General features: G+C 64.4%; 20 protein-coding genes and 1 pseudogene. 12 read left to right on the top strand and 9 right to left on the bottom strand.

Going from position 1 to position 19,866, the window contains the following annotated elements; translation table 11 throughout:
* Positions 1-161 precede the first annotated feature (161 nt).
* On the bottom strand, positions 162-752 hold the full coding sequence (locus D1F64_RS07260; RefSeq protein ID WP_205470687.1) for a DUF1131 family protein: 591 nt from the start codon (positions 750-752) through the stop codon (positions 162-164).
* A gap of 276 nt (positions 753-1,028) precedes the next feature.
* Between D1F64_RS07260 and D1F64_RS07265 the strand changes: the two genes are divergently transcribed.
* Entirely contained in the window at positions 1,029-1,406 is a 378-nt protein-coding gene (locus D1F64_RS07265) for a hypothetical protein (RefSeq protein ID WP_117411886.1), read from the top strand.
* Positions 1,407-1,465: 59 nt separating this feature from the next.
* Here D1F64_RS07265 and D1F64_RS07270 read toward each other — a convergent pair whose 3' ends face one another.
* Positions 1,466-3,025 carry a helicase HerA-like C-terminal domain-containing protein gene (locus tag D1F64_RS07270; RefSeq protein WP_117411887.1) on the bottom strand — a complete coding sequence of 520 codons (1,560 nt, stop codon included), beginning with the start codon at positions 3,023-3,025 and terminating at the stop codon, positions 1,466-1,468.
* Between the two features lie 284 nt (positions 3,026-3,309).
* Here D1F64_RS07270 and D1F64_RS07275 point away from each other — a divergent pair, with 284 nt between their 5' ends.
* Together D1F64_RS07275 and D1F64_RS07280 are read left to right on the top strand one after the other, a co-directional pair.
* Complete coding sequence (locus D1F64_RS07275) at positions 3,310-3,696, top strand: DUF2267 domain-containing protein (protein ID WP_117411888.1); 387 nt, start codon at positions 3,310-3,312, stop codon at positions 3,694-3,696.
* A gap of 77 nt (positions 3,697-3,773) precedes the next feature.
* Complete coding sequence (locus tag D1F64_RS07280; RefSeq protein WP_117411889.1) at positions 3,774-4,184, top strand: DUF4332 domain-containing protein; 411 nt, start codon at positions 3,774-3,776, stop codon at positions 4,182-4,184.
* A gap of 147 nt (positions 4,185-4,331) precedes the next feature.
* On the opposite strand, the gene D1F64_RS07285 is transcribed toward D1F64_RS07280, so the two are convergent.
* Positions 4,332-5,051 (bottom strand): helix-turn-helix domain-containing protein, encoded by a 720-nt coding sequence (locus D1F64_RS07285; RefSeq protein WP_117414486.1) that lies wholly within the window; start codon positions 5,049-5,051, stop codon positions 4,332-4,334.
* Positions 5,052-5,750: 699 nt separating this feature from the next.
* Between D1F64_RS07285 and D1F64_RS23730 the strand changes: the two genes are divergently transcribed.
* The 7 genes from D1F64_RS23730 (at position 5,751) to D1F64_RS07310 (ending at position 12,377) form a co-directional block, all read left to right on the top strand.
* The gene (locus D1F64_RS23730; protein ID WP_205470688.1) at positions 5,751-6,041 is read left to right on the top strand and encodes a hypothetical protein; all 291 of its coding nucleotides are present in this window, start codon (positions 5,751-5,753) and stop codon (positions 6,039-6,041) included.
* Positions 6,042-6,043: 2 nt separating this feature from the next.
* Positions 6,044-7,570, top strand: coding sequence for a methylmalonyl-CoA mutase family protein (locus tag D1F64_RS07290; RefSeq protein ID WP_205470689.1), 1,527 nt, complete (start codon positions 6,044-6,046; stop codon positions 7,568-7,570).
* Positions 7,571-7,590: 20 nt separating this feature from the next.
* Positions 7,591-7,722 carry a hypothetical protein gene (locus D1F64_RS25040; RefSeq protein ID WP_256372890.1) on the top strand — a complete coding sequence of 44 codons (132 nt, stop codon included), beginning with the start codon at positions 7,591-7,593 and terminating at the stop codon, positions 7,720-7,722.
* 48 nt (positions 7,723-7,770) lie between these two features.
* The gene (gene scpA / locus D1F64_RS07295) at positions 7,771-9,933 is read left to right on the top strand and encodes a methylmalonyl-CoA mutase (protein ID WP_117411890.1); all 2,163 of its coding nucleotides are present in this window, start codon (positions 7,771-7,773) and stop codon (positions 9,931-9,933) included.
* Positions 9,934-10,142: 209 nt separating this feature from the next.
* Positions 10,143-11,552, top strand: a complete 1,410-nt coding sequence (locus D1F64_RS07300) for an outer membrane beta-barrel protein (RefSeq protein ID WP_117411891.1) — start codon at positions 10,143-10,145, stop codon at positions 11,550-11,552.
* Positions 11,553-11,709: 157 nt separating this feature from the next.
* Positions 11,710-12,087: a type II toxin-antitoxin system RelE/ParE family toxin gene (locus tag D1F64_RS07305; protein WP_346432321.1), complete on the top strand. Its 378-nt coding sequence runs from the start codon at positions 11,710-11,712 to the stop codon at positions 12,085-12,087.
* Entirely contained in the window at positions 12,084-12,377 is a 294-nt protein-coding gene (locus D1F64_RS07310; protein WP_205470690.1) for a helix-turn-helix transcriptional regulator, read from the top strand. Before D1F64_RS07305 ends, D1F64_RS07310 begins: the two co-directional genes overlap by 4 nt.
* Positions 12,378-12,421: 44 nt before the next feature.
* Here D1F64_RS07310 and D1F64_RS07315 read toward each other — a convergent pair whose 3' ends face one another.
* The 3 genes from D1F64_RS07315 to D1F64_RS07325 all read right to left on the bottom strand — a co-directional run bounded on the left by D1F64_RS07315 (position 12,422) and on the right by D1F64_RS07325 (position 15,819).
* On the bottom strand, positions 12,422-13,453 hold the full coding sequence (locus D1F64_RS07315) for a phytanoyl-CoA dioxygenase family protein (RefSeq protein ID WP_117411893.1): 1,032 nt from the start codon (positions 13,451-13,453) through the stop codon (positions 12,422-12,424).
* A gap of 79 nt (positions 13,454-13,532) precedes the next feature.
* A complete protein-coding gene (locus D1F64_RS07320; protein ID WP_162901387.1) occupies positions 13,533-14,918 on the bottom strand; it encodes a hypothetical protein in 1,386 nt (461 codons plus the stop codon).
* 64 nt (positions 14,919-14,982) lie between these two features.
* Positions 14,983-15,819 (bottom strand): hypothetical protein, encoded by an 837-nt coding sequence (locus tag D1F64_RS07325; RefSeq protein WP_117411895.1) that lies wholly within the window; start codon positions 15,817-15,819, stop codon positions 14,983-14,985.
* 392 nt (positions 15,820-16,211) lie between these two features.
* On the opposite strand from D1F64_RS07325, the pseudogene D1F64_RS07330 reads away from it, so the two are divergent.
* Positions 16,212-17,593, top strand: a pseudogene (locus tag D1F64_RS07330) (M20/M25/M40 family metallo-hydrolase).
* A gap of 32 nt (positions 17,594-17,625) precedes the next feature.
* Positions 17,626-18,207, top strand: coding sequence for a TIGR00730 family Rossman fold protein (locus D1F64_RS07335; RefSeq protein WP_117411896.1), 582 nt, complete (start codon positions 17,626-17,628; stop codon positions 18,205-18,207).
* An 18-nt stretch (positions 18,208-18,225) separates the two neighbouring features.
* Here D1F64_RS07335 and D1F64_RS07340 read toward each other — a convergent pair whose 3' ends face one another.
* The 3 genes from D1F64_RS07340 to D1F64_RS07350 all read right to left on the bottom strand — a co-directional run bounded on the left by D1F64_RS07340 (position 18,226) and on the right by D1F64_RS07350 (position 19,795).
* The gene (locus D1F64_RS07340; RefSeq protein WP_117411897.1) at positions 18,226-18,888 is read right to left on the bottom strand and encodes a haloacid dehalogenase type II; all 663 of its coding nucleotides are present in this window, start codon (positions 18,886-18,888) and stop codon (positions 18,226-18,228) included.
* A gap of 96 nt (positions 18,889-18,984) precedes the next feature.
* Positions 18,985-19,338 carry a helix-turn-helix domain-containing protein gene (locus tag D1F64_RS07345; protein ID WP_248304654.1) on the bottom strand — a complete coding sequence of 118 codons (354 nt, stop codon included), beginning with the start codon at positions 19,336-19,338 and terminating at the stop codon, positions 18,985-18,987.
* Positions 19,331-19,795, bottom strand: coding sequence for an SRPBCC family protein (locus D1F64_RS07350; protein ID WP_117414488.1), 465 nt, complete (start codon positions 19,793-19,795; stop codon positions 19,331-19,333). The genes D1F64_RS07345 and D1F64_RS07350 overlap by 8 nt, the downstream gene beginning before the upstream one ends.
* Between the last annotated feature and the right edge of the window lie 71 nt (positions 19,796-19,866).

Here is a 19,866-nt window from a genome sequence, read left to right on the forward strand (position 1 = left end):
GCGGAGGCCGTTGACGCGGCGGACGGCCGGTTTCGACCAACCCTTTGGGCGGGATGAATTTTCCCGATTATCGGCGAGGCCCGTCTCGGCCATATCCGCGATATGCCCTTCGCCAATCCTCTTGATCCTCGACAAAATTCATCTCCGCAGAATGGTTCCATTTAACAAGGAAACGCTCTAGCTCGCCGGCGTCCAGATGATCCGCTGCAGCGCCGCGTCGGCAAGCTGCTCGGGGGCGGCATCTGGTCGAAGGGGCCGGCGTATCCCGGAATGGCGAAGACCAGCGTGATGTTGTCCGCGCCGCGCGCGGGGCAGACCGCCATTCCACGCCACAGGTTGGTGCCGACGCGGCAGTCGCCTCGCGCCATGCCTACCTGTGCGAAGCTCATGCCGATGCGTTCGCCGTTCGGACCCGTCAGATGCGGCGAAACGCCGTGCACCTGGCCGATCTTGCCATCCTTGCCCTTGATCACCTGCAGCATCTGGAAGCCTTCGTAAAAGGCGCCGATGGTCCACAGGGTGTGGTCCTCCACCGCGATCTGGATCGGTTGGGTGGTGAAACCCTCATGCACCGCTTCGATGGCCTTGGTCGAATAGGGGGTCTCGGCGGTCAGCGTGCCCGCGGATTGCGCGGTGATGCGCAGCAGGCTCTGATCAGGCATGGCGGAAGACGACGAGCCAGTGTCCGACGAGGTGACGCAGCCTGCGGTGAGGAGCGCCATGAACGCGGCGCAAACAAGGTTCATCTGCATGGAGTGTTGTGTCTCGGATGGCATGAGCGGAGTTTCAAATACCAGTTTGGGCGGCATTGTGAAACCCGTGCCGGGTATCCATCAACCACTGATTTCGGCAAAGCGGGCCGGTTGCCGCCTCCGTGTGGCCACGGATCCTTCGCCGTTGTGTGTAACGCGGCGCTGCGGTAGCGTTTCGGCGCCTGCCCGTATGCGTTCGGACGGAGAATCTTGAGGCCGCACCTGCGCCAGTCGATTTCAGCGTGGTGCGTGTGGGCAGGGAAAAAGGGGGGCAAAATGTCGGGAATTTCCGGCTGGTTTTTCAAAAGCGCCGTTGTCTACGCGATCATCGGCATGTCGCTGGGCGTGCATATGGCGTCCTCGCACAATCACGACCAGCATGTCACGCATGCCCATATCAATCTGATCGGCTGGGTGAGCTTCGCCTTGTTCGGGCTCTACTACGACCGCTTCCGCGAGGCGGCGGAAGGGTGGCTGCCGCGTCTGCATTTCTGGTCCGCGCAGACGGGGTTCGTGATGATCATCACCGGCATCGCGCTGATCTATGCCGGCACCACGGAAGCCGAGCCGGTGGCCGCCATCGGCTCGCTGATCCTGCTGGCCTCAACGGTCCTCTTCGCGGTCATTGTCTTCCGCACGCGCCCGGCGAGTTAGCAATCGGCCGCCCCGGACATGATCCGGGGCGGCATCTTGCCTGTGAGACTGCGCTGCGCTCAAAACCCGCGTTTGAGTGATCCGAGCAAGCCGCGCACGAGCGCCCGGCCAATGGACGAGCCCATGGACCGGACCACGGATTTGACCGCCGCCTCGGTCACGCTTTGGCGCTGCGAGCGGCGTTGGGTCGTGCGTTGCCGCGCCGTCTTCGTGGGCCGGTCGTCGCGTCCGAAGTCCGGCACGCTGAAACCCGAACGCGTGCGACGGGTCCGGTTTCCGCTTTCGCGGTCCCGGTCTTCGCGGGCGCGCTGCTCTTCTTCCAGAGCAATCGCCTTGGCCGCGCGCTCCTTCAGGATCTCGTAGGCCGATTCCCGGTCCTGGGATTCGTCGTAGACCCCGAACAGCGGGCTGGCCTGGATCACCTTGCGCACCTCTGACTCCGTGAGCGGGCCCAGTCGAGACGATGGCGGCCGCACCAGCGTGCGCTCCACGATCGATGGCACGCCCTTGGCGCCGAGAGTGGAGACCAGCGCCTCGCCAACACCGAGCTCGGTGATCACCTGCACGGTGTCCAGATCCGGGTTGGGACGGAAGGTTTCCGCAGCCGCGCGGACCGCCTTCTGGTCGCGCGGGGTGAAGGCGCGCAGGGCGTGCTGCACCCGGTTGCCGAGCTGGGACAGCACGCTGTCGGGCACGTCGAGCGGGTTCTGGGTCACGAAATAGATGCCGACGCCCTTCGACCGGATGAGCCGCACGATCTGCTCGACCTTTTCCAGAAGCACTTTGGGCGCCTCATCGAACAGCAGATGCGCCTCGTCGAAGAAGAACACCAGCCGCGGCTTGTCGGGATCGCCGACCTCGGGCAGTTCCTCGAAGAGCTCGGACAGCAGCCACAGCAGGAATGTCGCATAGAGCCGTGGCGACTCCATCAGCTTGCCGGCGGCCAGAATGTTGACTATCCCGCGGCCGTCACGCGTGGTGCGCATCAGGTCACGAATATCGAGCGCGGGTTCGCCGAAGAAGGCCTCGCCGCCCTGGCGCTCGAGCACCAGCAACTGGCGCTGGATGGCGCCGATGGAGGCCTTGGAGACGTTGCCGTAGATCGTCGAGACCTCCTTGGCGCGATCGCCCAGGTTCACCAGCATCGCGCGCAAGTCCTTGAGGTCCAGCAGCAGCAGGCCCTCGTCGTCGGCAATCTGAAAGGCGATGTTGAGCACGCCTTCCTGTGTCGCATTGAGGTCCATCAGCCGCGCCAGCAGCAGCGGTCCCATTTCCGAGATCGTGGTGCGCACCGAATGGCCGCTTTCGCCGAACAGGTCCCAGAACACCGTGGGGAAGCCGGCGAACGCGTAGTCGTCGGCAAAGCCGATGGTCTGCGCGCGCTTGGTGAGGAAATCCTTTGTCTCGCCTGGCGTGGCAAGGCCGGACAGATCCCCCTTGATGTCCGAGCAGAACACAGGAACGCCCGCGTCGGAAAAGCCCTCCGCGAGGATCTGCAGCGACACCGTCTTGCCGGTGCCGGTGGCGCCTGTGATCAACCCATGCCGGTTGGCGTATTTCAGGTCGAGGTATTGCGGCTTCGAGCCCGCGCCAATGAAGAGTTTTCCGTCGACGAGCACGCGTTTCTCCCAGAGTTGCGGGACGCGCGTTGACCGGAGCGCCCTGGCGTTGATTGTCCGTCGGCTGAAACGTCGCGACGCCCGCTGCCTGATGCAGGGGGCCGGGATGTTCCCGCCTGGGTGTCCGCGGCACCGGGAGAGCCCGGTTGGCGGGCTCGTTCCCCGCGATCGGGGCCAAACACAGGATGCCGTGTATTTTCTTCGCTTCCAAGACCTTATCGGCTTGCGAAGCCGGCGCGACTGTTGTCACATTGCCATGAAATACGCCAGTCACGGAGGCGGCAATGAACGAACTGATCGAACGTATCGTAGCGAAAACAGGCATCAGCCCGGAGCTTGCCCGGCAGGCGGTCGCCATTATCCTCAGATTTCTGAACAAGGACGGACCGTCCGATCTCGTGAGGCAGGTGATCGACGCCATTCCCGGCGCGCGTGACCTGATCGAGGAGAAGGACACGGCCGGCGGCGGCGGCATGCTGGGCGGACTGGCCGGCATGATGGGCGGCATGGGCGCCATGGGTGCGCTCAATGAACTCACCAGCGCGGGGCTCGACATGAGCCAGGTCCAGTCGGTCACAAAGGAAGTCGTCACCTTCGCCAAGGAAAAGGCTGACGAGGACACCGTCGACGAGATCATCAATGCGATTCCCGGCCTCAGCCAGGTCGTGTGATGAAACGGGTGGCCGTTCCGGCTGCCCGGCACTTCAACTCAATTTCGTGAGATGTTTTATTTGGGAGCACACTGATCATGTCTTCTTACCCGATTGCAGATATTGAAGGGATCGGCCCGGCCTACGCCGCGAAGCTGTCCGCTGCGGGCATAACCAACACAGGGGCCTATCTGGACCGCGCCAAGGATCCGAAGGGACGCAAGGCGCTGGCCGAGGAGACCGGCATCGAGGCGTCGCGGATCCTGAAGTGGGCGAACATGGCCGATCTGATGCGGATCAAGGGCGTCGCCGAGGAATATTCGGAACTGCTGGAAGCCGCGGGCGTCGATACGGTCAAGGAATTGCGCAACCGCAACGCGGAGAACCTTGCCGCCAAGATGGCCGAGGTCAACGAGACCAAGAAGCTTGTGCGTCTGGTTCCGAGCGCGAAGTCCGTCACCGACTGGGTCGAGCAGGCCAAGACGCTCGAGCCGATGATGACCTACTGATACCAACGGCCGCGCGGTGGCGCCGGAATGCAAAACGGGGAGCTGAGAAGCTCCCCGTTTCATTTTGGACCGGCACTGAAATCCGGCGCCGGCGGTCTCTGGCGCGCCCCGGTCTCGCCCAAATCGGCTGCGGGGCGATGAACCGGCCTAGCGCTGGCCGATGCGAATCTGGGCGTAGCGCAGGGCTTCCACGACGGTGTGCGTCTTGTTGGACGCGTTGAGCTTGGATCCCGCGTTCTGCAGATGGGCGTGCACGGTACGCTGAGAGATCTTCAGCAGCTCGGCAATGTCGGACGCGGTCTTGCCCAATGCCGTGAGCTCCAGCACGCAACGCTCGCGTGCGGACAAGTCGCCCGGGCGGTCGGAGTTCACGAAACCGAGCTGGATGAGGCGGCGGATCGCGACGCTGCACAGGATGTCGATGCCCGAAAGGGCTTCCGACGAAATGGCCATGTCGCGGCCGGCGCAGACGATGACCGCCTGGAAGGGATCCACGTCGTCCACCGGCACCACGAGCACATTGACGTCGCCGTCCGCCGCGCCCGCGGCTTCCAGCAGATCGGAATGCTCGCCATCGGCGGTGTCGGATTGCCACAGGAACGGGCGCACCGCCGTCAGGCAGACCGTGAGGATCGAATCGCTTGCCGTGACGGTGCTCAACTCGACCCCGTCGCGCCGCAGGTCGGGCCAGCGGAAGCGCAGGATCAGGTTGTCGATCGGCCGGTTGGGCATCGGCAGCCCGGTGATCAGGATGTGGGATGCGCCATGCCGGCGCAACTGGGTTTCCAGAACGTCCAAGACGTGCTTCGGATCGCTTGCACGGTTCAGTTTCTTGGCTATGTCGAAGAGTTCTAGCATTTCTGTCATGATGGGGCCTTCGGTCTTCGTATTATTATGTTCTGGTTCCGCGCGCATTTCGTCGGAAACCATTGTTTTTGGGCTATTTTAGCCTCGTTAATCATCTGTCGCATGACAACGTTCACAGCAGTAACTATTACTATGTGCATGATCGACGTTGCAAAATAACTCTACGGTGAATTTGCCGTGAGGTCTATCAAATTTGCTTATGTTCGTATTTGCGCGAATAAGCCAAGTGCCGTTACGGCACAGAAACGGCAGGTATTGCTCCTGTTCTGTCTTGCTCCGTCCGCGTGCGGACGGCGGTTCATCCGGGGCCGCCCGTTGTTCCTGAATGGCCGTATTCCGAGACGAACCCCGATTCCGGCTTTCGAGCCATCCTTCCTGGGACTGGCAATTTGAACAATATGATTTGTCCTGATTGGGCGTTGAGTTCAATATTCATTCACGCTGATGCTGAAATGTCGGTTGGATCGGGTGAAAGGGGCCCGTATCCGCATCGTCGTCAGGGGCGGGCGTTCGGGCGGGACCGCCGCGGGACAGGTGCAGGGAGCGAATCCGGCGTCGATGCGTCATCCTCGTGCGACTATTTGACGGAATGCGCACTGGCATGCGATCGCGTTTTCCGGTTACCTGTGGTGCGATGCGAGAGTATTGCTGTTTCGGTCAAGCGTAACGGCCGATTGAACAACAGGACCCGGAACCGACGTGCAGGCACTTGATTTTGCGGCCGGCTTTGCGCCCGGCACACAAGCCGACTGGCAGCAACTGGTGGAAAAGGCGCTGAAGGGCGCGTCCTTCGATAGGTTGCGCTCGGTGACCGACGGTGGATTGCCGATCGAGCCGCTGTATTCCGGCAGGCGTGACGTGGCGGCGGTCTCCGGCAGGCCCGCCGCGCAGCCCTGGACCGTCGTGACGCGCATCGCGCATCCCAGTCCAGCCGTCTCGAACAGCATGATTCTGGAAGACCTTGACGGGGCGCCAACGGTCTCGACCTGATCATGTCGTCGTCCAATCACGCCCGCGGCTCGGGCATCGTTGTCGACACGTTCGCCGACCTGGAAACGCTCCTGGGCGGCGTGCATCTGGACCTTATCTCCCTGAGGCTCAATGCCGGCCACGAGTGCCGCCCGCTCATCGCCATGCTCCTGGAACTTGCCGGCCGGCGCGGCCATGACATTGCGGCGCTTGATATCCGCGCTGCCGTCGATCCGATCGCGGCCATGGTTCAGTCGGGCCGTCAGTCGGCGCCGCTCGAGCGGCTCGCGCCGCGTCTGCAGGACCTCGCGCACTATCTGGAGGATCGCGGCCTCAAGGGCTCGGTGACCAAGGCGGACGGGCGGGTCTGGCACGCGGCCGGCGCCAGCGACGCGCAGGAGCTTGGCTACACGCTCGCCAGCGCCGTGACCTATCTGCGCCTGCTCGACGATGCCGGTATCGCCGGCTTCGTTCCGCAGGACCGGGTCGACGTTGCGCTTGCCGCCGACACCGACCAGTTCGGCACGATCGCCAAGATTCGCGCCATGCGGCGCCTGTGGGCCCGGGTGCTGGACGCATCCGGTCTCGAGCAGCGTCCGCTGCATATCCATGCGGAGACCGCGTGGCGCATGATGACCCGCCGGGATCCCTGGGTGAACATGTTGCGCGGCACGGTGGCGTGCTTCGCCGCGGGTGTCGGGGGCGCGGACAGCGTAACGGTCCTGCCGTTCACGGAGGCGCTCGGCGTGCCGGATTCCTTTGCGCGGCGGATTGCGCGCAATATTCAGACCATCCTGCTTGAGGAATCCAATGTGCACCGGGTGGCCGATCCGGCGGCGGGGTCTGGCGCGGTCGAAGCGCGCACCCAGCAGCTTGTGCAGGAGGCATGGGCGCTGTTTCAGGATGCCGAGGCGGCCGGTGGAATCGAGCGGGCCTATGTCGACGGCAGGATTACGCCCGGCATCGTCAAGGTGCGTGACGAACGGCTGCAGCGGGTTGCCACGCGCCGCGATCCGCTGACCGGGACCAGCGCGTTCGCCAATCTCGACGAGCGCCCGGTGAGCGTTGTCGTGGCCGAGCCTGTGGATCTTTCCGCGTCCTCGCGTTCGCTCGAACTGCCGCCTCCGGGCAAGGGTGATCTGATGCGCGCGCTTGTTGATGCGGTGCGCGACGGTGCGAGCGTATCGGAGATGACGCTGGCGCGCGGCGCGCCGTCCCGGACCCAGGTGGAGGCGCTGCCGCCGATGCGTCTGGCCGAGCCGTATGAGGCGTTGCGCGACGCGGCGGATTGCTCTTTCGCCGCCACGGGTGCGCGGCCGGCGGTGTTTCTGGCGACGATCGGCGGTGCCGCCGACCATGCGGCCCGGTCCGGCTGGGCGCGCACGCTCTTTGCCGCCGGGGCATCGAGGCGGTCACGGGCGAGCCTGCGCCCGCGGATGCAGTCTCGGAGATGGCGGCGGCATTCGCGGACAGCGGCGCCCGCATCGCGTGTATCTGCTCCACCGACGCGCTGTATGCCGACCATGCCGAAGCGCTGGCGCGGGCGTTGAGGGAGGCGGGCGCCCGGGCCGTGTATCTGGCGGGAAGGCCTGGCGAATTGCGGGACGCGCTGACGGATGCCGGCGTGACGGATTTCCTGTACGAGGGGTGCGATGTGCTCGCCGCCTTGCGTCACGTGCACGACGTGCTGGATTTGGGCTAACATGATGGCCGAGAGGACGCGGGCGGCTTGCCCGGGGGAGCGAACGCGATGAGCCGGATCCCGGACTTTTCCCAGATCGACTATGCCGACGTGCTGCCCGAGGCGGACGCGGGCGCCGCGCAGCCGTGGCAGACGCCCGAGGATATTCTTGTGAAGCCGGTCTATACGTCGTCGGATCTCGACGGGCTGGATTTTCTCGAAACCTGGCCGGGCATGGCGCCCTATCTGCGCGGCCCCTATCCGACGATGTATGTCCAGCAGCCCTGGACGGTGCGCCAGTACGCGGGCTTCTCGACGGCCGAGGATTCCAATGCGTTTTACCGGCGCAACCTGGCGGCCGGCCAGAAGGGACTGTCGATCGCCTTCGATCTCGCCACCCACCGCGGCTACGACAGTGACCATCCGCGGGTGTCGGGCGACGTGGGCATGGCGGGCGTGGCCATCGATTCCATTCTCGACATGCGCACCCTGTTCGACGGCATCCCGCTCGACAAGATGACCGTGTCGATGACCATGAACGGCGCGGTGCTGCCGGTGCTGGCGCTCTACATCGTGGCGGCGGAAGAGCAGGGCGTGCCGCACGAGAAGCTGGCCGGGACCATCCAGAACGACATCCTCAAGGAGTTCATGGTCCGCAACACCTATATCTATCCCCCATTGCCCTCGATGCGGATCATCTCCGACATCTTCGCCTTCACCGCCGCTCATATGCCGAAATACAATTCGATCTCGATTTCCGGCTATCACATGCAGGAAGCGGGCGCGACGGCGGACCTGGAACTGGCCTACACCATCGCCGACGGGATTGAGTACGCGCGCGCGGGCGTCGCCGCCGGCATGGACATCGATGCCTTCGCGCCCCGGCTGTCCTTCTTCTGGGCCATCGGCATGAACTTCTTCATGGAAGTCGCCAAGCTGCGCGCCGCCCGCCTTGTCTGGGCCAAGCTGATCAAGCGCGAGTTCGATCCCAAGAACCCCAAGTCGCTCAGCCTGCGCGCCCACTCGCAGACGTCCGGCTGGTCGCTCACCGCCCAGGACGTGTTCAACAACGTGGCGCGCACCTGCGTGGAGGCCATGGCGGCGACCCAGGGCCACACCCAGTCGCTGCACACCAATTCGCTCGACGAGGCGCTGGCGCTGCCCACCGATTTCTCCGCCCGCATCGCCCGCAACACCCAGCTTTTCCTGCAGCAGGAGACGGGCACCACCCGGACCATCGATCCCTGGGGCGGTTCCTTCTACGTGGAGCGGCTGACCTACGAGCTGGCGGCATCCGCGCTGGAGCACATCGAGGAAGTCGAAAGACTCGGCGGCATGGCCAAGGCCATCGAGAAGGGCATCCCGAAGCTGCGCATCGAGGAGGCGGCCGCCAAGACCCAGGCGCGGATCGACGCGGGCCGGCAGACGGTGGTCGGCGTCAACAAGTTCAAGCCCGACACCGAAGAGACCATCGACGTGCTGAAGGTCGACAACGCCGGGGTGCGGGCGCAGCAGATCGCCAAGCTCGAGCGCCTGCGCGGCATGCGCGACGAGGCGGCCTGCCAGGCGGCGCTGGATGCGCTGACGGAAGGCGCGCGGGGCTCCGGCAACCTGCTGGATCTGTCGGTCAAGGCGGCCCGCGCCATGGCGACGGTGGGCGAGATCAGCCTGGCGATGGAAAAGGTCTTTGGCCGCCACAAGGCCGAGATCAAGTCGATTTCGGGCGTCTACAAACGGGAGGTCGGAGCCATGTCGGATGCGGTGGACAAGGTCTTGAAGCTGGCCGCCGCGTTCGAGGAAAACGACGGCCGCCGCCCGCGTATTCTGGTCGCCAAGATGGGCCAGGACGGGCACGACCGCGGCCAGAAGGTGATCGCTTCGTCGTTTGCCGATCTCGGCTTCGACGTCGATATCGGTCCGCTGTTCCAGACACCCGAGGAAGCGGCGCGTCAGGCGGTGGAGAATGACGTGCACATGGTCGGCGTCTCATCGCTGGCCGCCGGTCATCTGACGCTGGTGCCGGCGCTGAAAAAGGCGCTGGCGGACGAGGGCCGCGAGGACATCATGATCGTCGTCGGCGGCGTGGTTCCGCCGCAGGATTACGACGCGCTCCATGAGGCTGGCGCGGCGGCCATCTTCCCGCCGGGCACCGTCATCGCCGAGGCCGCCCAGGACCTGATCCACAAACTCAACCAGCGGCTGGGCTACGAGCCCGCGCAAGCCGCGGAGTAGGCGGGAGGCTTTCCGGCGCGCGCTCTTGCGTCTGCCACTCTCGGAGAGACCTTGTGCCGTCGCATGCGCAACCGTTTGCCATGCGTAATTGTATGTACATGTGGCAAGCGCGCCACCAAAATGCCGCTGCGGTAGAATAAGTTGCCAAAAAATATGGCGATTTCGGACGGCGGCAGAGCCCGCGACGCCGGATTCGCGAAGGCGGGGCAATGAACAAGATCCTTCTCCACGCAGCGGTCCTCGCCGTGTCGTTTGCCGCGTCCGCGCACGCCTCTGATGAACGGCCCGTCTGGGACTGGAATGGCGTCTACATGGGCGCTCACGCCGGATGGGTCGGCAGCGATGTGCGCTGGACGGACAACACCGGGAACTGGTGGGCGCCGCCAGGATTTACCCATTCCGCGTCCGACAACGGGTTCATCGGCGGCGGGCAGGTCGGCATCCTGCGGCAACAGGGCAACATCGTTGGCGGTCTCGAACTCTCGGTGAGCGGCGCAAGCGGCGGAACACGCGCGGCCAGCCCGTTTTTTCCCGCAATCGATACATACAAGACCGAGATCGACACGCTGGTCAGCGTCACCGGACGGCTGGGATACGCGTTCGGCGACTGGCTTCCCTATGTCCAGGGTGGCTACGCAGGCGGCATGGTGTCGATGAGAAACACGAGCGGCGCGGGCTTTTTCGGATGTGCCGTTCCCTGTGTGTATGATTCCTCGCAGTGGCAGCACGGTTTCACGCTGGGTGGCGGCGTGGACTACAGGATCAGCGACAACATCGCGCTCGGCGTGAACTACAGATACGCAAACCTTGGTAATCACGCATACATCGGCGTCACCGGGAACGCCGGAACGCTGGAGAACTTCAAGGTCGGCGCGGACGTTCACGCCGTCACGGCGCGTGCGAATTGGCTGTTCGGGGATCAGGGGTCCTCGATTGCGTCTCGTGATGCCCCGGCCGCGGCGCCTGCATGGGATTGGAACGCGATCTATCTCGGCGTGCATGGCGGATTGGGTCACGGCGACATCGATTGGACCGACAATCTGGGCGGTTGGTTCACGAATTTCGCCGGGAATTCATACATGTCCTCGGGCGACGGCGTGACGGGCGGTGTGCAGCTCGGAATGCTGACCCAATGGGACCATGTCGTCGGCGGCATCGGCGTCAGCTTGAGTGCGATGAGTCTGGAAACCCGCGAGACAAGCCCGTTCTTTCCCCCAAGCGATACCCTGGAAACGAAGGTGGATCTGCTTGCGACCGTCACGGCCCGGATCGGATACGCATTCGGCAGTCTGCTGCCCTATGTCGAAGGTGGTTATGCCGGCGGCAATGTCAGCGTGACAAATACCGATCGTCTGAACTGTTTTCCGGCGGCATGTCTTTTTGACACGACCAAGTGGCACCACGGCTTCACGCTCGGCGGCGGTCTCGACTATCGCGTGACCGAGAATCTGGTGCTGGGTCTCAACTACAGCTACGTCAGCCTGGGCGACGCGACGCACAGTGGAACGACCACCAACACCTTCGGTGTGCCGGAAGACTATACGGTCGGCGCCGATGTTCACGCGGTGACATTGCGGGCGAACTGGCTGTTCGACGGCACCTTGTTTTCCGCAGAGTGATGCCTCCGGGCGTGCCGATCTTCCCGCCGGCCTCTGTGATCACCGAAGCTGCCCAGGGTCTGATCCACAAGCTCAACCAGCGGCTGAGCCAAAGCTCGCGCGGGCGGCCGAATAGACCGCGACCCGGTGCGCGGTCGCGACATGACGCTTGGCGAATGTGTACTATTTATGGTACATGCAAGCCATGGGGGATCCAAAGCGTCTTTCGGCGCGTTTCTTTATGCTCGAAAGCGGCCGCATGCCGGTGAGGGACTGGCTGCTGGATCTCTCGCCGCAAGATAGGAAAAGTGTCGGAGACGACATTCGTGTGGCGGAGTTTGGCTGGCCGGTTGGCATGCCGCTTTGTCGGCCGATCATGAAGCGCAAGGGATTGTGGGAAATCCGGTCGGATCTTTCGAATGGCAGGATCGCGCGAATTTTGTTCTGCATCCAAGATGGAGCGATGGTGCTCTTGCATGGTTTTGTCAAGAAGTCGCGGAAGACGTCGAATGCGGATCTCGAACTGGCGTCGAAGCGAATGCGAGGTTTGAAATGATCCAGGAACGCGAAATTGGAACCGCAGGCGAATTCTTTGAGGATTTTCTCAAGGAACAGGGGACCTTTGAGGAAACTACCGCGCGTGCGATCAAGCGTGTTGTCGCCTTCCAACTTGCTGAAGAGATGAAAACGAAAAATATCAGCAAGGCGGAAATGGCGCGCCGATTGGATACCAGTCGTTCGCAATTGGATCGACTGCTCGATCCTGACAATGTTGGCGTCACCCTGGCCGCGCTGTCGCGCGCTGCGCGTGAAGTCGGTCGTACATTGCGTTTGGAATTGGCCTGAAACAGCGTTCGGTTGCGAAAAGCCGTTTCCTCTCGTGCGTCCCGTCACACCACCGCGTCCGCATCCACCATCACTTCTCCGACGTCACGCCAGACATTGCCCTTCTTGAAGTGCTTCTGGCGCCAGTCGAGGTATTTCAGATAGAGCGTCAGCTCATTGCCTTTCAGGCCCGGAAGTGAAACCGGGTCCAGCCCCGTCCACGGCAGGAACGGGTTGCGGCGGATGTTGCCGTTGATCTCCACGCGCAGCGTCTTTCGCGACGAGGGCGAGCGGGCGTGGAAGCCGAAGGTGTCGGCGATGATCAGCGTGTTGGCTTTCACCGCCATGCGCCGGGGCGCTGGCAGGCCGAGGGCTTGGAGGTCGCTTTCGGGCATGCGGAAGGAGCCGAACGAATGGTGCCCGCGCGCGTCGCGCGCGCCGAGGCTCTGGCGGTATTCCCAATCGAGCCGCTCGCGCGTCAGCCGGTGCGAGCCGGGCACATAGGCGAACGGCCCGTCGTCCTCGCCCACGTCATGCAGGAACAGCCAGCACTTGACCGTGGAATGAAACGTGTCGGCGTGCAGATCGGTCTGCGGATCGGCCGCCTTGCGGCTGGGGTCGGCCAGCACCGTCTGGATGAAGAAGGTCGGCTCCCCGCCGCGCGACGACATGTAGTGCATGGCGGCGCGGATCTCGCGCGAGCGCACCACGGAGGCCGTTGCGGGCATGGATTTCAGCAAGGCATTGGGCAGGGGCACCATGCGGGTCACCGTCGGGCCCTGGCGCATCTCACGCGCCGGAAACGCCCTGCCATAGATCTCCGAGCGCAGTTGCGCGAAGGCGTCCGGCGCCAGGAAATCCCGCTTTTCGAGAAATCCGTCACGCGCGTAGGCGGCGCGGTCGGCCTCATCCAGGGCGCGGGCGAGCCATGCGCGGCGGCGGTCAGCCATCCAGCCGGCGGTCTTCACCCTGGCCAGATGCAACCCGTAGCGGTTGAGCGTCGGATTGCCGAGAATCGGATTGGCGGCGAAGGACTTCGCGGCGCCTCCGATCTCCGCGATCCACAAGGGGGCCTTGAGAACATCCAGCGGCGTCATCTGCGGTCACTCAATTCGAAACGGTGATTGGCCGGGCTGCCTGAGCGGCCGCCCCTTGCACGCATTTTGGAACACAGTCTTACTGCACCCGCGGCCTGTCCGTATAGGGTTGTATCTTCTGAAAGGCTGGCGTATCGCGCAATGCCTCCAGCACGGTCTGCACATCGCTGTCGCTCAGGGACGTGTGTGTGCGGACCGAATACCATGCGCTGCCGCTCTGTGGCGCTCCCACCTCCAGCATCAGATCCGGCAGCGATCCGTTGAAGCTGCGGCGCGAGCTGTCGAGCAGCGGCTGATAGGCGTCCATGAAATTCTGCGCCTGGGTGCGCGAGCGGAACGAGCCGAAGATGATCGTATTGTCTGTGTTCTCGATACGGTCGAAGGTCTCGATGAAAATGTCGATGCGCTTGGGATCCTCGCTCTCCGTCCGGTCGAGCGCTCCCAGCGCGTGCTGTCCCACCGTTTCAGCCGCGAAATGCCGGTTGTGCACCAAGGCGCGCCCCGGGAGCACGGACCAGACGAACACCTGATCGCGGTAATCCGGTTCGCTGCGGCGAAGCTCCATTGCCGCATCGTCCATCATGTCGTGCGCATAGGCGTCAAGCTGGACCGGCCAGTCGCGCAAGGTGTTGAAGGTCTCGCGGGCGCCGCCGGTATCGCCGGCGTAGACCTGGGCCAGCCCCAGCGTGAAGGCGGCGTCATTGCGCCAGCGCCAGTGTCCCGGCGAGAGGCGGAAGGCGGGGGATTTCGGATCCAGCGGCGCAAGGTCGCGCAGCAGCGCGAGCGCCTGCTCCCCCGGCGTCTGTCCCGCCGTTCCGGGCAGGCCGGCGGTCTGGCTGGCGATCTCCGGATCGCAGGCGGCGGTGTATTGGCAGCCCGCCAGCAACAAGCCCAGCCGCAAGGCCGAGACCAACGCATGGGGCGTCTGGCTGAAGCGCGCCATCTCCGCGTAGCCGGCGATGGCCTTGATGTAACCTTGCGGATCAGTGAAGTCCTGACCGCTGGCGTCGAGATACAGTCCGCTTCGGTTGGCCAGAGCACGCGCGAAATCGTTGCGCGCCTCCACGTTGCCGGTCTCCACCAGCACGTTCAGCCGTCTGGCGGCGAGGTCCGGGCGGTTTGTCTCCCAGGGGTGTTCGAGCGAGCCGAGAATCCGCGCCGCGACCGCCACCTCGCTTGAGTTGGGCGGCGCTTCGAGGATCACATCGACCAACCCTTCGATCTTAGCTTCGTAGTGGCTGCGGCCGCCGGGAAAGCTCCGGTCGTCTTCCAGAAGCTTCAGCACGCGCGCGGGATCGCGGGCCGCGCGCTCGAGCAATTCCTGGATGTCGACGCTGGCAGCCCGCGCCGCAGAGACGCCGGCGAACGGGGCCACTGTGTCCGCGGGCCACCAGCCCGGGGCGGCAAGATGCGCGCCCAGCATGGTCACAGCGATTGCGGCGGAGGCCAGCCGGTTCCCCATCATCGTCTTCCCGTGGCGTTGTTCATCAAGGCGGCATCGGGCGCGCGGCGTCCGCGGTTCAAACCCGTCATCGGCAATTTCCATTGGCCAGCAGCAGCGTGATCAGATGCCCGTCCGGCACCACTTCGATATGCACCCCGTCCACCACTGGCGGAGCGTTGGACTGGTCGTGCCAGAACACGAAGATGTTGAGGTCTTCCATGTCCTCGAAATCCTCCAGCAGCCGGCGGAAGCGGATCGGCACCGCGGGCTCGCCCGGACGCGTGGCGCGGCGGTTGCGGGTTTCCGTCGGGCGGATGTTGCCGTTCAGGCTGGTGCCGAAATAGATCTCGTCGGAATGCAGCCCGGCGCCGCGCGGCATCAGCGGATCGTCGAAGGGACCGCCGGCGGCGCGCCTGGGGGCGGCGCCGGCCAGATGGCAATCGACCTTGAAGTGGATGTTGCGCGGGCCTTCCTCGAGCGCCTTCTTGTAGATGTCGCGATAGGCGGTGGCGAATTCGATCTGACCCTGCAGCTTGCCGATCTCGTTGTCCTTACCGGTCACCTGCGCCTTGAGCCCGGCGATCTGCGCCCGCTGGGCCTCTATGGTCTCGGCCGGGTCGTAGAAGCGCGGCGCCGCCAGGTTGAGACCGAACACCAGCACGGCGAAGATCCCCACCGCGCCGGTCAGGTTCCACTTGCTGTCCTTGAAATTCGTGTTGCTGTCGAAGATCGCATAGAACACCATGGCGACGCCGATCAGGATCGCCATCATGCCGAGAAACAGCGACACGGCGGTGCGGGTTTCCGACAGACCGAGCAGCGCCTCGCCGCCGGGTGGCTGATCGGCGATGAAAAAGCCGGCGAGAAAGACGGTGCCGGCGAGAAAGAATCCCAGCGCGAAACGGATCTGAAGCTTTCTCAACGCGGGGTCGGGCCGCGCGGCGGGGGGACAGGCGCGTTCGGGGTATCGGATCGGGCATGAGGGGTCTCCCTGCTGCCAGTTGCGTCGCGGTGGTCTCTTGTGCGGTGCCGGCACGGCCGGCTGGCCGCCGGCGCCGCAATAAAGTGCGTGGCGCGTGAAGCGGTCATCGCGAAGCAATAGATGAAACTGACGTAACGATACGTGGGAACCGCCACACTCGCAAGCAGTGGAAGGCGGGTGAGCGGCGCGCATGACGGATTGCCCGGCACGGGCTGATGCCGCTATCGTCATGCAAACGTCGGCAGCGAGCGATGTGCCGCCACCATGAGTTTCGGCGCCTTGCGCCACAACCCCAAATTCGGCGCCTTGCGCCGGGGAAGATCTGAAAAGCCATGCTGAATGCCGTCCTTGAGCGTATCGACGCCGACTTCGACCAGAGTCTCGATCGCCTGTTCGAGCTGCTGAAGATAAATAGCATCTCGACCGATCCCGCTTTTGCCGGCGACTGCCGCGAGGCGGCCGCATGGCTGGCCGCGGAACTCACCAGAATCGGCATCCCGGCCAGCGTGCGCGACACGATCGGTCATCCGATGGTGGTGGGTCATCTTGCGGACGACGGCAAGCCTGGTCCGCACGTGCTGTTTTACGGCCACTATGACGTGCAGCCGGTGGATCCTTTGGAACTGTGGGAGACCGATCCGTTTGCGCCGCGGATCGCGACGCAGCCTGACGGGACGAAAATCATCGTGGCGCGCGGCTCGGGTGACGACAAGGGCCAGCTGATGACCTTTGTCGAAGCCGCGCGCGCCTGGATTGCCGAGACGGGCGGCTTGCCGCTGTCGGTCTCCGTGCTGTTCGAGGGGAGGAGGAATGCGCCTCGCCGTCGCTGGAGCCTTTCCTGGACGCCAACAAGGATGAGCTGTCGGTCGATCTGGCGCTGGTCTGCGACACCTGCATGTGGGACGCCGAGACCCCGGCGATCACCACCACGCTGCGCGGGCTGATGGCGGAGGAGATCATCATCACGGCGGCCGACAAGGACCTGCATTCGGGCATGTACGGCGGCATCGCCCGCAACCCGCTGCACGTGATGGCCGATGTTCTCGCCGGCCTGCACGACGCGGAAGGCCGGGTGACGCTGCCCGACTTCTATGAGGGCGTGATCGATCCGCCCGCCGACGTGGCCGCCATCTGGGACACGCTCGGCTTTTCCGCCGACACCTATCTCGGCAAGGTCAATCTGAAGATCCCGGCCGGCGAGCAGGGCCGCACGCCGCTGGAGCAGGTCTGGACCCGGCCGACGCTCGAGATCAATGGTGTGACCGGCGGCTACGGCGGCGCCGGCTTCAAGACGGTGATCCCCTCCAAGGCATCCGCCAAGATCTCCTGCCGCCTGGTGGGAGAGCAGGACCCGGCGAAGATCCGCGATCGCTTTCGCACCTATGTGCGCTCGAAGATCCCGGCCGATTGCTCGGTGGAGTTCATCGACCATGGCGCCAATCCGGCGCTGATGCTGGATTTCGAGAGCCCGGCGCTGAACAAGGCGAAGACCGCGCTGACCGCCGAGTGGGGCAAGCCCGCCGCCGTGGTCGGCTGCGGCGCCTCGATTCCCATCGTCGGCGATTTCAAGCGCAAGCTCGACATGGACAGCCTGCTGATCGGCTTCGGTCTGGAGGACGACCGGATTCATTCGCCGAACGAGAAGTACAACGTCACCAGCTACCACAAGGGCATCCGCTCCTGGGCCCGCATTCTCAATGAGCTCGCAAGCTAGATTTCAGCGATCGGGCCAGAACTGGAAAACGCATGAAGAGCATCTGTGTCTATTGCGGCTCCAACCCGGGCAGGCGCGGCGCCTACAGCGCCGCCGCGACCGCGCTTGGCGCGACGATCGCCCGGCGCGGCCTGCGGCTCGTCTATGGCGGGGCGTCGATCGGGCTCATGGGCGCGGTGGCGGATGCCGCGCTGGCCTCGGGCGGCCATGTCATCGGCATCATGCCGCAGGCGCTGGTGGAGAAGGAGATCGCGCACAACGGGCTCAGCGAGATGCATGTCGTCGCCTCCATGCATGAGCGCAAGCGGATGATGGCGGACATGTCCGACGGATTCATCGCGCTGCCCGGCGGCGTCGGCACCATGGAGGAGCTCTTCGAGGTCTGGACCTGGGCGCAGCTCGGTCACCACGACAAGCCCTGCGGGCTGCTGGACGTCTCGGGCTTCTACGAGCCGCTGGAAACCTTCCTCGACCACCAGGTGATCGAGGGCTTCGTCCGCGCCGAGCACCGCGAGATCCTTAAAATCAATTCCGACGCCGACGCCCTGCTCGACGCTTTCGAAGCCTACAAGGCGCCGCGCGTCGCCAAATGGATCGAGCGCGACGACGTGTGAGGCGCGCGCAGAAAACCCCTATCCCAGCGCCTTGAGCCCGTTCAGATCCGAGAGCACGGCGGCGGGCGGCAGGTCGGTATATTCGTCGGGCAGGCCAGAACGGTTGATCCACACGGTGCGGAATCCGAAGGCCGTCGCGCCCGCCACGTCCCAGCGGTTGGACGACTGGAACGACACGGCCTCGGGATAGATGCGGAAGTGCGTCGTCACCATGTCGTAGACGCGTTCGTCGGTCTTGTAGACCCGCAGGCTGTCGACGGAGAACACCTCGTCGAGCACGCCGTCGAGACCGGCGGCGGACACGGCGCCTTCGAGCATGGCGGGGGAGCCGTTGGACAGGATCGCAAGCTTCGCGCCGGTGTCCTTGAGGCTTTTCAGAACCTGCGGCACCTCGCCGTAGCAGTCCAGCCGGTGATAGGCCTCCAGCAGTTGCGCCTTGGTCGAGGTGTCGGCGGAAGGCACCCGCTGAAACGCATAGTCCAGCGCCTGCTCGGTCAGGGTCCAGAAATCCTGGTAGCGGCCCATCATGCTGCGGATCCAGGAATATTCCAGCTGCTTGGCGCGCCAGATTTCCGAAAGCCGGTCCGCGTCCGGTCCCACCGCTTCCGCGTGTCTGCGCACCGCCGCATGGACGTCGAACAGGGTGCCATAGGCATCAAACACATAAGCGGACGCGGACATGAGCTGGCTCCGGAGTTGCGCGTATCCCAAGGTGCGGGCAGAAGACCGCGAAGCGGTGCCTGCGTCAAGGCGGCATTGGGTATCAGGAGGCCGCGCTCAGTCTTCGACGAAGCGCTGCAGGCGCGTCAGTGCATCATCCCATTGGGCGGAAATGCGGGCGAGATAGCGGCGGGCTTCCTCAAGCCGCCCGGGCTGGTATTCGAACAGCGTTTCGCGTCCGCTGCGGCTGCTGTGCACAACCCCCGCGCGTTCCAGGATCTTGAGATGCTTGGTGACCGCCTGGCGCGTCAGGCGCGCGTGTCCGGGCTCGGATGCAAGCGCTGTGATCGACTGCGCGGGGCCTTCGGCCAGGCGGTTGAGCAATGCCAGGCGGGTCTCGTCTCCCAGTGCGGCGAACAGCGCGGCCGGCGGCGCGAAACCGCCAGCCTCTGGCTCCCGCGCCTCAAGCACCGGCCACATGCTCCTGGATGTTTTTCATCTGGAATGTCCATCCCTGGCCGTTCATTCGCAAGGCTTCCAACCGGCGCCCCTTGGGGATTTTATCGAAGCCGGTTTCGCGCACCAGCAGCCGGGTGCCGGAGTCGGCGGGCTCGAGATGGAACTCGACCAGTGTCGAAGGCTCGGCTGAATAGTCGATCTCCGGGTCGACCGCGTAAGGGTGCCAGGTGAAGGAAAACAGCCGCTCCGGCTCCACCGCCACGACCACTGCATCCCAGGCAATATGCTCGTAGCCTGAGATCGTCATGTGCCCGGTGGATTTCTCGCCTGGCACAAAGGGACCGTCGAGCGCGACGCCGAACCAGGCGCCGAACTCCGTGTGGTCGGTCAGCGCCCGCCACACCCGCGAGACGGGGGCGGCGATGTCGATGCTGCGTTCGATGCGATCGGTATCAAGAACCTCGGTCATGTTCACTCTCCTCTATATGCAACCAATCAGTTGCGAGTGATCTTGCCGAAGGTCGACTTAATATGCAACCT

It is taken from the genome of Breoghania sp. L-A4 (assembly GCF_003432385.1).
Taxonomy (GTDB): Bacteria; Pseudomonadota; Alphaproteobacteria; order Rhizobiales; family Stappiaceae; genus Breoghania.